Below are 11,663 nucleotides of genomic sequence, written 5' to 3'. Positions count from 1 at the left end.
GACCTCACCGCACCCGTCGATGCACCGACACCGCATACGTGCCGCCCTCGTAGGGCCGGCCGTCCCAGGTGGACCAGCGAGCGACCGGCTCGAGCCCGAGGTGAACGGCATGTGCGTCGTAGTCGTCGAGCGAGATCCGGTCGGTGGTGAGCTGAAAACCGGCCACCACCAGACCATTCGGTCGCACCCGGCGGGTGACCTGCGCGAGAACCGCGAGCTCGGTGCCCGGATGGACGAAGATCATCACGTTCCCCGCCAACACCGCGAGGTCGAACACCTCGGAGAGGTGGGGCGCGAGGTCGGCGAGATCGGCGAGATCGGCCCGGACCCAGCTCAGATGTGGAGCGTTGCGCCGTGCGGCGGCGAGCATGGCGGGGTCGGCGTCCACGCCGACGACACGGTGGCCGCGGCGGTCGAGTTCGATGGCGACGCGCCCCGTACCGCAGCCGGCGTCGAGGACCGAGTCGCCGTCGAGCCCGGCCAGCAACGTCTCCACGAGGTCGGCCTCACCGTGCACGTTCTGGCCGGCCGCGGCCATCGCCGTCCACCGCTCGTCGTACGCGTCACCTCGCGGCGCGCCTGTCTCATCCCATCGGGTGGCCACGATTCATGGTGGCACAGGCCGGAAACAGCGACGCCGGGCCGGCCACTGAGGCACGACCCGGCGTCACCGGTCAGGACAACTGGTCAGGGACGGATCAGATGTCGAACCGGTCCAGGTTCATCACCTTGTCCCATGCGGACACGAAGTCCGCGACGAACTTCTCCTTGGCGTCGTCCTCGGCGTAGACCTCGGCCAGCGCGCGGAGCTGCGAGTTGGAACCGAACACCAGATCGGCGCGGCTCGCCGTCCACTTCTGGGCACCGCTCGCGCGATCCTTGCCGACGTAGGTGCCGTCGTCGTCGGACGACGGACCCCACTGGGTGCTCATGTCCAGGAGGTTGACGAAGAAGTCGTTCGTCAACTGCCCGGCCTTGTCGGTGAGCACACCGAGCGCCGAATCCTGGTAGTTCGCACCCAATACCCGCAGACCGCCGACCAGGACCGTCATCTCCGGCGCCGACAGCGTCAGCAGATTGGCCTTGTCGAGCAGTCGGTACTCCGCCGGCAGGTCGCTCGCCTTGCCCTCGTAGTTGCGGAAGCCGTCGGCCTTCGGCTCCAGGTAGGCGAACGACTCGACGTCGGTCTGCTCCTGGGTGGCATCCGTGCGGCCGGGGGTGAACGGCACAGAGACGTCGAGGCCGGCATCCTTGGCCGCCTTCTCGACGGCCGCGACACCACCGAGCACGACGAGGTCGGCGAAGGACACCTTGGCACCCGACTCAGCGTTGAACGCCGCCTGGATCTCCTCCAGCTTGCCGGTCACCTGGGCGAGTTCGTCGGGCTCGTTCGCCTCCCATCCGGCCTGCGGCTGGAGGCGAATCCGTCCGCCGTTGGCGCCGCCGCGCTTGTCGCTGCCACGGAAGGACGACGCCGCCGCCCACGCCGTGGAGACGAGCTGCGCGACCGTCAGTCCCGACGAGAGGATCTGCGCCTTGAGCGAATCGGCGTCCGCGTCGGAGATGACCGCGCCTTCCTGGGCGGGCACGTTGTCCTGCCAGAGGTAGGTCTCGGTCGGCACCAGCGGACCGCGATAGCGGACCGCCGGACCCATGTCGCGGTGCAGCAGCTTGAACCACGCCTTCGCGAACTCCTCGGCGAGTTCCTCGGGATGATCGAGCCAACGACGCGTGATCGCGCCGTACACCGGGTCGACCCGAAGGGCGAGGTCCGAGGTGAGCATCGACGGATGGGTCTTGCCCGTCCCGAACGCCTCGGGCACGGAGTTGGCCCAGCCGCCGTCCTTGGGCTGCCACTGGTTGGCGCCGGCGGGGCTCTTGGTCAGCTCCCACTCGTTGCCGTACAGGATCTCCAGGAAGCTGTTGTCCCACTTGATCGGTGTGTGGGTCCAGATGACCTCGAGGCCGCTGGTGATCGCGTCGGCGCCGACACCGGTGCCCTGCGGGTTGACCCAGCCCAGTCCCTGCTGCTCGATCGGGGCGGCCTCGGGTTCGGGACCGACCAGTTCGGCGTCGCCGTTTCCGTGCGTCTTGCCGAAGGTGTGTCCACCGACGATGAGCGCGGCCGTCTCGACGTCGTTCATCGCCATGCGGCCGAACGTCTCGCGGATGTCGATCGCCGATGCCTGCGGATCCGGGTTGCCGTTGGGGCCTTCGGGATTGACGTAGATCAAGCCCATCTGAACCGCCGCGAGCGGATTGGTCAGATCACGGGTTCCGCTGTAGCGCTCGTCGCCCAGCCACTCGGCCTCGGGGCCCCAGTAGACCTCTTCGGGCTCCCACTCGTCCTGGCGGCCGAATGCGAACCCGGCGGTCTTGAAGCCCATCGACTCGAGCGCGACGTTGCCGGCGAGGACCAGGAGATCGGCCCACGACAGTGCCTTGCCGTACTTCTTCTTCACCGGCCACAGCAGGCGGCGGGCCTTGTCCAGGCTGGCATTGTCGGGCCAGCTGTTCAGCGGCGCGAAACGCTGCATACCGGATCCCGCACCACCTCGGCCGTCCTCCACCCGGTAGGTGCCGGCGGCGTGCCAGGACATCCGGATGAACAACGGGCCGTAGTGACCGAAGTCGGCCGGCCACCATGCCTGCGAGGTCGTCATGACCTCGGTGAGGTCGGCCTTCAGGGCGTCGACGTCGAGCCCACCGAGCGCGGCGTCGTAGTCGAAGTCCGCGTCGAGGGGATTGCCGACCGCCGGATTGTGTGCCAGCAGTTTGAGATTGAGCTGGTTGGGCCACCAGTCACGGTTGCCGCCGCCCTCGACGGGCGGCTTGATCCGGACCGGGCACCCTTTGTCCGCCGCGTCCGTCTGCGCCTCGGCGATCGGCGGGTGCTCTGAAGCGGCTGCGGGATTTTCCTCAGTCACGACAATCCTTTCGGGAGTTGGTGATTCGGGCTGTGATCACAGGTGTGATCCCGAAGTGGGAGAGGTCGCGCACTCGGCGCACAGACCCCAATAGATGACCTCGGCCTCGTCCAGGACGAAACCTTGGTGGTCCGACGGGGTGAGGCAGGGAGCCTCCCCGACGGCGCAGTCCACGTCCGCGATGACCCCGCAGGACCGGCAGACGACGTGGTGATGGTTGTCGCCGACCCGTGACTCGTATCGCGCCACGTGGCCGGACGGCTGGATGCGACGGACCAGACCCGCGCCACTGAGCGCGTTGAGTACGTCGTAGACCGCCTGCCGGGACACATCCGGGAGAGCTGCGCGCACCGCAGCCATGACCGTCTCTGTGTCGGCGTGCGGGTGGGCGTGTACCGCCTCGAGTACCGCCACCCGCGGACGGGTCACGCGCAGAGCGACGGACCGCAGCTGCTCGGCGTACTCGGGAGAAGTGGGCACACGGACAGTATGCATGCTTTTCTGGACTGAGTCAGGAAAACTCTCAGATTGAGACGAATCGTCGCATCCGGTATCGGGTGACGGTCAGCCGTCGACGGCATCGGCGGGGTCGATGCGGAACCCCACCTTGAGGGTCACCTGGATGTGGCCGATCGCGCCGTCGACCACGTGGCCGCGGGTCTCGGTGACCTCGAACCATTCGACGTTGCGCGTCGTCTGGGAGACGCGCGCGATCGCGTTCGCGATGGCCGCGTCGGTTCCGTCGGGGGAGGAGCCGACGACTTCGATGACTCGATATGTGTGCTCGCTCATGACGTCGATACTTTCACGGACCCACCGACGATCGGCCTGTTTTGTGCAGACCGGTGCGAAGCCGCCGAGCGTCCCGACTCCTCTGCAGCAGTCGTCGGCAGGGGGCGGCGTTTCAGGTGGAGACGAAGGCCTGCTCGGCGGTGACGGCGACCTGACCGTGCGCGATGAGACGCTCGAGATGCAGTTCGGCGGTTCGTCGTTCGACGGCGTCGACGAAGGGCAGATCCACGTGCGGACGGTAGACGAGGCGATGGTCGGCGATCTCGGGCAGCGTCCGCGGACGATCGAGGAATGCCAGCAGTCGATCCTCGCGTCGGTGGATCACCGCAGCGAAGGCGTCCAGTCGGCGGGAGACCTCCGCGTGGCCGTCGATCACACCCTTCTGGTGGAAGGTCCCGTACCACCGCGCATCGATCGCGCGTACCCGTTCGATGGATGCGAGATAGGCCTCGACGCTGCTGCCGACGTCGCCGTACATCGGGCCGAACGATGTGAGGTCGACGTCGGCGATGTACAGGAACCCGGTGGGTTCGACGAGGACCCCGCAGTGACCGGCGGTGTGGCCGGGCAGGTGGATGACGGTGGCGGTCACGTCACCGAGGTCGAACACATGCCCGTCACCGACCCCCTCGGACTCCGGGAAACCGTCGGGCAAGCCGAATTGGTCCCCGATCTCGTCGGTGACCGCTGCCCGCTCTGTTGGGGTGAGTCCGTAGCCGTCGAGCAGTACCGCGAGCGACCGGACGGCGGCGACGTCGGCGTGATGCGCGTACTTCGCGCCGGTGAAATGTCGGAGACCGGCGATGTGGTCCTCGTGTGCGTGACTGACCATCACGGCGTCGGCGTCCACGGGATCGTGGTCGACCTCCAGCGACGGATCGATCACGAGGGTGGCCTCGGACCCGCGTACCACCACCGAGTTCCCGTACGGAAACGCCCCGCCGTTCGCCGACGCCAACACGGTCACCTCGTCGTAACGGGTTTCCCGATAGGTCGGCGCGACTGCCATGCGGTCTGCGTACCCGCCCCGGGCACATGGTGTCAACCGGTGGTGCCCGCGCGAGGGGACGACGGGGCCGCGCTCAGAGCACGGCCAGCATGATCCCGACCGCGACGAAGAGCGTGCCGAACAGTCGATTCAGATTGCGCTGGCCGCGCTCGCTGCCGGTGAGCCGGCGGAACCCGCGCGCGACCACTGCGAAGAAGAACCACATGACGGTGATATCGACGACGACGATCGTCACCGCGATGATCGCGTACTGACCGGTCAGGGATTGGTCGGTACGTACGAACCCGGGGATGAACGCCAGCAGGAACACGATCGCCTTGGGGTTGAGCAGATTCACCCACAGGCCTCGGACGAACATCGACCATCCCGACTCCGTGGCCAGGGTCTCGGCGGCCTGGTCGGACATATCCGGGCGCCGCAGGAACTGTCGGACACCCAGATAGACCAGATAGGCCGCGCCCAGGTATCGGATGACCGCGAAGGCCGTGGGCGATCCGGCGATCACCACACCGAGGCCCGCGGCCACGACCAGGAGCTGGATGAGCAGCGCCGCCTGCTGGCCGAGCACGCCCCAGATCGCGCGACGGAACCCCACATTGAGCGCGTTGCTCATCGTGTTGATCGCCCCTGCGCCCGGCGTGAAACTGATGAGCAGACACGCCGTCAGGAGGGCCACCCAGGTCGAGATCTGCACGGCTCGAGGGTAGAGAGCCGCCTGCGCGACGCCGGAGTCGGTCGCCCGAGGCCGTCGCCCGGCGCTGTCGGTTCGTCGTACCCTGACGTCGACGACAAGGAGATCGACAATGGCCATGGTGCTCAACTCGGCGACCGACTCGTTCGCCGGACTCGGCATGCGGACTCATCGCCGGAGTGGGCTGACGGGTCCGGACCGGATACGACGGTCTCGGATCGGATGATCGTGCAGCGCAACATGAGTCGTGAACGCGCGTCGAATCGCGTCAACTGGACTCCGGACGCGGTGCGAGGGGAGTCGGCGGCATGGCGGTCGTCGTGGCATCCGCCCGGGTCGGAGTACTTCGTTGTCGACGACCACGAGTTCTATCAGCAGGATGGCGAGGCCACGTTGCTCAACTATCGTGGCGCGCCGATGAAACCGGAACAGGTCGTTGCGAATGCGATCAGGATCGCAGCAGACCACGGCGCTCACGACGTCCTGGTGACGATCGGACCCGGGCCGCTGGCCGAGCTGGGTAACGAGTTCCTGGACGCGTCGGGAGCGCGGACCGTCGCCGTCATCGACGTCCTGGCATGTGAGATCGGACCGGACATGGCCGGCCAGATCGCGATGCCACCGGATGTCGGCTCGACCCGGGTCACCGACGCGCACGGTCTCGCCGCATTCGATCGCGTCTCGACCGATGCGTGGGGATTCCGCTCACCGGTCCTGCAGGATCCGGAGTCGGCACATGACGACGACGGCGAACCGGGTCTCTTCGTCGCATCCGTGGCCGGCATCCCGGTCGGCGCCGGCGGGTATTCATTGGCCGGCGAAGTGGCCCGGCTCTGGGGCGCAGCCGTGCTGCCCGAGTACCGCGGTCGCGGTGTCTATCGCGGTCTGATTCTCGACCGCGTGCTCGACGGTCGTCGCCGCGGTGCGACGCTCGCCCTGGTCCATGCGGAACAGACGTCGTCGCCGATCCTGCAGCGCATCGGATTCGGCAGGTTCGGCGAACGGCGACGGGTGCGGATACCAACGACGGGGAGCATCCGCTAGATGGACATCGACGAGATCACCGACGACCTCTACGGTCTCGATCCCGGCGATTTCATCGGCCGGCGGAAGGACCTCGTCGCCGAGGCGAAGGCGAACGGCGACCCGGAGCTCGCCCGCGAGATCGCGGTGCTGCGACGACCCACGCAGGTGGCGTGGGCGATCAATCAGTGGGCGCGGCAGGACCCCGACGGGGTTGCCGCGGTCCTGGATCTCGCGGACCAGATGCTCGCGGCACAGCGCAGATCATCGGCCGATCGACTGCGGGAACTCTCCACGCTGCGGCAACAGATCGTCACCGACTCGACGACAGCAGTGGTGGATGTGGCGAGGACGCGCGGGACCACGCTCTCCGCCAACGCGATCCGGGAGGTCGGTCAATCCCTTCGCGCAGCGGTGGCCGATGCCGAGGTGGCCGACGCGCTGCGCCGCGGGCGCCTGGTCACCTCCGCCGAATACAGCGGCTTCGGCCCGGCGGGGGTATTCGTCGTCCCCGACGCGGCAGAAACCGGACCAGATCCGACCGACGTCGCGACAGGGGAGGGCACGGCCCCGACCGACGACGACCGGAGCCGCGCCACCCGGGTGGCCGCGGCCGCCGCGGTACTCGCCACCGTGGCGGCTGCCGAACAGGAAGCCCGGAGCAAGCTCGCGGAACGTGATCGCGAACGCGCCGCCGCTGTGCAACGCGTGGACGAGCTCGTCGAGCAGGCCGACCGACTACGCGCGGAACTCGCCACCTGTGACGCCGAACTCCGCTTCGCGCGTCGTCAGGTCGATGTCGCCGACGACGAACAGCGCACGGCTGCACAGGGTCTCGACGATGCACTCGACCGTGTCAGGCAGGCCCGACGCGCCGTCGCGGAAGCGGAGGGTGCCCCCGACGGTGGGTGAGATGCGCGGAAAGGTGACCCGTGTGCGTCTCAGTCCTGTGCCGACAGGATCTTGAGCGCGAACACGAGGCTGTCGCCCTTCTCGATCCCGGCGTCGGGCATGCCGTCGGGATAGCCGTCCTCGGGCGCCATGGCCACGGCGACGGTGGACCCGACGGTCTGTCCGGCGATGGCCTTCTTGAAACCGGTCACGACGCCGTCGAGGGGGAACTCCGCCGGGGTTCCGCGTTCATAGCTGCTGTCGAAGACCTTGCCGTCGCGACCGTTGACGCCCTCGTAGCAGACCGACACCGTGGCCGTCTCGGGCACGACCGGACCGTCACCGGCCTGGAGCGTGTGGACCTGTGTCTGGCTGACCGAGAACGGGGCGGTGACGTCGATCGCCGGCGCCGTCGAGTCCGTGGACCCGGTGACCGCGATCTTGCCGGTGGTGCCGCTCAACTCCCACTGCGGTGACGGCGATCCCTGCGGGGCCGCGGTCGGGCAACTCGTGGCGGCCGCGGAGGCCGCAGCTGTGCCGGTGCCGGTGGAGTCCGACGGCGAATCCGAGCTCGAGCTGCACGCGGAGAGGCTCACTGTCAGCGCGAGCGTCGAGAGGGACACGAGGGCGCCACGGCGGAGGTTCATCCGTGTAACGCTACCCAAGGCGGTATCGGCGACGATAACGGACCATGGCTGTCCTCAACGCCTGTCACGCTGGGTTCATCCGCTCGATCAAAGGAGAGAACGATGGCACGTGAGATTCAGGTGACGTTCGACTGCGCGGATCCGGCGACGCTGGCCGGCTTCTGGGCGGAGGTGCTCGGTTACCGGATCCAGGACCCGCCCCCGGGCTTCGAGAGCTGGGACGCGGCGCTGGAGGCGTTCGGCATACCCCCGGAACGACGAAACGATGCGTCGGCGTTGATCGACCCGGACGACGACGGCCCGCGGATCTTCTTCCAGCGCGTGCCCGAGGGCAAGACGGCCAAGAATCGCGTCCACCTCGACGTGCGGGCGGCGCCCGGCGCCGACGGGGACGAACGGATGGCGGCTCTGGAGACAGCCTGCGAACGTCTCGTGGCACTCGGCGCGACACGCGTCGAGCGGCGTGAGCCCGCGCCGCCGTTGGAGTCCGGTCACATCGTGATGCGTGACCCGGAGGGCAACGAGTTCTGCCTCGATTGAGGTGTGCCCGGACGAGTCACGACCACCGTGATCCGGCACCGATCCGGGTGCCGAGCGGGACCCGGGCTCCACGAGTGATCAAGGTGTCCATGCCGACCAGGGTGATCCGGTCGGTGGGCACCGGCCGGGTCCGCGGTCGGCCGCCCACCCGCGCGTCCTCACCGATCCGGACCCGTTCGTCCACGATGGACCACGAGACGCGTGCGCCCCGGCGGACCACGGTGTCGGAGAAGATGATCGAGTCAGTGATGTCCGCACCACGCTCGACGATGACCCCGGGTCCGAGCACACTGCGCCGGACTGTGCCGGACACCCGTGCGCCGCTGGAGATCAAGGAGTCCGCGACGACCGCCCCGGCGTCGATGCGCGCCGCATTGCGTTGGGGCTGCCTGGTGAGGATCGGCCAGCTCGGTCGGAAGAGGTCGATGGTGCCCTCGACCAGATCCCGATGCGCCTTCAGATAGGTCTCCGGGCGCCCGGCGTCGATCCAATAGCCGGGGAGCGCATGGGTGACCGTGCGCCCGCGCGCCACGAACCACGGCACCAGATGGTCACCGAAATCGCCCAGCCCGGTGTCGTTCTCGTCGTCGGAGCCGTCGACCGTATGCCCGTACAGCTCTTCGAGGGCCGCGACCAGGACGCGTGGGTCGTACACGAAGATCTCGGCGGCGATGACCCTGGTCGTCGGGTGTTCCGGTTTGTACTCGAATCCGGTGACCGTGCCGTCGCGGCGCGACCGGACCGTCGCATGCGCCGCCGCTTCCTCGAGGGCACACGTCGTCGTGACGATCGTGCATTCGGCGTCGGACGCTCGGTGCGTGGCGAGCGCGTCGGACAGGTCGAAGTCGTAGACGTGATCGGCGCTCATCACGATCACCGCCTCGGGTGCCCTGTCTGCGATGCGATCGCGTATCCGATACAACAGGTCGGCATTGCCGGTGGCGAATCCGTCCTCCGTGGAGGCGTTGTCGGACTCCTCGGGCAGCACCATGCGCAGGCCACCGCGGGTCCGGTCGAGATCCCACGGCCGACCGCCCGCGACCTCCTGCAGTAGGGAGTCGGCCTCGTACTGCACGCACAACCAGACCTCGTCGATGCCACTGTGGTGCAGATTCGAGAGCGAGAAATCGATCAACTGGTAGTTGCCACCGAACGGCAGGGCGGGTTTCGCTCGACGCTCGGTGAGCACCTCCATCCGCGATCCACGTCCGCCGGCCTGCACGATGGCGACGACGTTGTCCCTAGCCACCGGTGTCGCCCGGAATCGGAACCTCGCTCCTCGGCGTCATCCGCACACCGCTCCCCGCGACGCGGAGGTGACCAGCTTCGAGTACTTGGCCAGCACGCCACGCGTGTACCGCGGGGGCAACGGTGTGAAACCTGATGCGCGCTTCTGTAATTCGTCGTCGTCGACCAAGAGGTCGAGTGTCCCGGTGCCGACGTCGAGGCGGATGCGGTCGCCGTTCTCCACCAGCGCGATCGGGCCGCCGTCGACGGCCTCCGGGGCCACATGGCCGACACACAGTCCGGTGGTGCCACCCGAGAAGCGCCCATCGGTCATGAGCAGCACATCCTTGCCGAGTCCCGCGCCTTTGATGGCACCGGTGATCGCCAGCATCTCGCGCATGCCGGGTCCGCCCTTGGGGCCCTCATAGCGGATCACCACCACGTCGCCGGCAGTGATGGTGCCGTCCTCCAGCGCATCCATCGCCGATCGCTCGCGGTCGAAAACCCTTGCCACACCCTCGAAGACGTCGGAATCGAAGCCGGCCGACTTCACCACCGCGCCTTCCGGTGCGAGCGAGCCCTTGAGGATGGTGATCCCACCGGTCGGATGGATCGGTGACGAGGTCGCCCGGAGGACGAGTCCGTCCGGATCGGGGGCGCGATGTGCGCGAGATTTTCGGCGACCGTCTGCCCCGTGACGGTGAGGCAGTCGCCGTGCAGGAGTCCGGCGTCGAGCAGTGCCTTCATGACGACCGGAACGCCGCCGATGCGATCGACGTCGGTCATGACGTGCTTGCCGAACGGTTTGACGTCGGCGAGGTGCGGGACCCGGGACCCGATGCGGGAGAAGTCGTCGAGCGACAGTTCGATCTCGGCTTCGTGGGCGATCGCGAGCAGATGCAGGACCGCGTTGGTCGACCCACCGAATGCCATCACGACGGCGATCGCATTCTCGAACGCCTCCTTGGTCATGATGTCGCGGGCCGTGATGCCGCGCCGCAGCATCCCCACGACGGCCTCACCGCTCTCCCGCGCGTACCGGTCGCGACGTCGGTCCGGGGCCGGCGGGGCCGCGCTGCCCGGTAGTGACATCCCCATGGCCTCGGCGGCGCTCGCCATGGTGTTGGCGGTGTACATGCCGCCGCAGGCGCCCTCGCCGGGGCAGATGGCACGTTCGATGGTGTCGACGTCGGCCTGACTCATCAGTCCGCGCGAACAGGCACCCACGGCCTCGAACGCATCGATGATCGTCACCTGGTGTTCGGAGCCGTCCGACAGCGTGGCGTACCCGGGCAGTGTCGACCCGGCGTAGAGGAAGACGTTGGCGAGGTCGAGCCGCGCGGCAGCCATCAACATGCCCGGCAGCGACTTGTCGCACCCGGCGAGCAACACCGAACCATCGAGGCGTTCGGCGCTCATGACGGTCTCGACGCTGTCGGCGATCACCTCACGGGAGACCAGCGAGAAGTGCATGCCCTCGTGGCCCATCGAGATCCCGTCGGAGACGGAGATGGTGCCGAACTCGAGGGGATATCCACCCGCGGCGAACACGCCCTCCTTCACGGCCTTGGCCAACCGGTCCAGTGACAGGTTGCAGGGTGTGATCTCGTTCCACGACGACCCGACGCCGATCTGTGGCTTGGCCCAGTCGTCGTCGCCCATCCCGACCGCCCGGAGCATGCCACGCGCGGCGGTCTTCTCCAGGCCGTCGGTGACGTCGCGGCTGCGGGGTTTGATGTCGACATCGGTGCCGGGGGCTGGGGTGGAGTCGGTTCCGGTTGTCATGTCGGCCACGATAGATCCGTCGACGGCGTTTGCGTACTCCCTGTCTCCGAATCGGAATGCGCGTCGAGGCGGGCGAAGCGCCGCCACAGCGTCGTGACGTCGGTCGCGGTGACCTCTCGGCGACGTGATGT

General features: G+C 68.0%; 11 protein-coding genes and 1 pseudogene. 3 read left to right on the top strand and 9 right to left on the bottom strand.

Going from position 1 to position 11,663, the window contains the following annotated elements:
• Positions 1 to 4: 4 nt before the first annotated feature.
• The 6 genes from D7316_RS05850 to D7316_RS05825 form a co-directional block, all read right to left on the bottom strand.
• Positions 5 to 604, bottom strand: coding sequence for a class I SAM-dependent methyltransferase (locus tag D7316_RS05850; RefSeq protein WP_232016791.1), 600 nt, complete (start codon positions 602 to 604; stop codon positions 5 to 7).
• 94 nt (positions 605 to 698) lie between these two features.
• A complete protein-coding gene (gene katG, locus D7316_RS05845; RefSeq protein WP_124707441.1) occupies positions 699 to 2,927 on the bottom strand; it encodes a catalase/peroxidase HPI in 2,229 nt (742 codons plus the stop codon).
• A gap of 36 nt (positions 2,928 to 2,963) precedes the next feature.
• Positions 2,964 to 3,422, bottom strand: a complete 459-nt coding sequence (locus tag D7316_RS05840) for a Fur family transcriptional regulator (protein ID WP_408609979.1) — start codon at positions 3,420 to 3,422, stop codon at positions 2,964 to 2,966.
• A 69-nt stretch (positions 3,423 to 3,491) separates the two neighbouring features.
• Positions 3,492 to 3,719 carry a dodecin gene (locus tag D7316_RS05835; RefSeq protein WP_124707439.1) on the bottom strand — a complete coding sequence of 76 codons (228 nt, stop codon included), beginning with the start codon at positions 3,717 to 3,719 and terminating at the stop codon, positions 3,492 to 3,494.
• A gap of 112 nt (positions 3,720 to 3,831) precedes the next feature.
• The gene (locus D7316_RS05830) at positions 3,832 to 4,728 is read right to left on the bottom strand and encodes an MBL fold metallo-hydrolase (protein ID WP_124707438.1); all 897 of its coding nucleotides are present in this window, start codon (positions 4,726 to 4,728) and stop codon (positions 3,832 to 3,834) included.
• A 73-nt stretch (positions 4,729 to 4,801) separates the two neighbouring features.
• A complete protein-coding gene (locus D7316_RS05825) occupies positions 4,802 to 5,581 on the bottom strand; it encodes a LysE family translocator (RefSeq protein ID WP_232016790.1) in 780 nt (259 codons plus the stop codon).
• Between the two features lie 78 nt (positions 5,582 to 5,659).
• Between D7316_RS05825 and D7316_RS05820 the strand changes: the two genes are divergently transcribed.
• A complete protein-coding gene (locus D7316_RS05820) occupies positions 5,660 to 6,463 on the top strand; it encodes a GNAT family N-acetyltransferase (RefSeq protein WP_124707437.1) in 804 nt (267 codons plus the stop codon).
• Positions 6,464 to 7,354 (top strand): hypothetical protein, encoded by an 891-nt coding sequence (locus tag D7316_RS05815; protein ID WP_124707436.1) that lies wholly within the window; start codon positions 6,464 to 6,466, stop codon positions 7,352 to 7,354.
• A 29-nt stretch (positions 7,355 to 7,383) separates the two neighbouring features.
• Here the strand turns inward: D7316_RS05815 and D7316_RS05810 are convergent, their stop codons facing one another.
• Positions 7,384 to 7,980, bottom strand: coding sequence for an FKBP-type peptidyl-prolyl cis-trans isomerase (locus D7316_RS05810; RefSeq protein ID WP_124707435.1), 597 nt, complete (start codon positions 7,978 to 7,980; stop codon positions 7,384 to 7,386).
• A gap of 102 nt (positions 7,981 to 8,082) precedes the next feature.
• Between D7316_RS05810 and D7316_RS05805 the strand changes: the two genes are divergently transcribed.
• Positions 8,083 to 8,520, top strand: coding sequence for a VOC family protein (locus D7316_RS05805; protein WP_124707434.1), 438 nt, complete (start codon positions 8,083 to 8,085; stop codon positions 8,518 to 8,520).
• Between the two features lie 16 nt (positions 8,521 to 8,536).
• On the opposite strand, the gene D7316_RS05800 is transcribed toward D7316_RS05805, so the two are convergent.
• Positions 8,537 to 9,769 (bottom strand): glucose-1-phosphate adenylyltransferase family protein, encoded by a 1,233-nt coding sequence (locus D7316_RS05800; RefSeq protein WP_124707433.1) that lies wholly within the window; start codon positions 9,767 to 9,769, stop codon positions 8,537 to 8,539.
• A gap of 36 nt (positions 9,770 to 9,805) precedes the next feature.
• Positions 9,806 to 11,532 (bottom strand): annotated as a pseudogene (ilvD, locus tag D7316_RS05795) (dihydroxy-acid dehydratase).
• Between the last annotated feature and the right edge of the window lie 131 nt (positions 11,533 to 11,663).

Origin of the sequence: Gordonia insulae, from assembly GCF_003855095.1 — a bacterium.
In the GTDB taxonomy this organism is placed as follows: domain Bacteria; phylum Actinomycetota; class Actinomycetes; order Mycobacteriales; family Mycobacteriaceae; genus Gordonia; species Gordonia insulae.
Note: the sequence above shows the minus strand (reverse complement) of the source record. Positions and strands in the feature narration are given on the sequence as shown.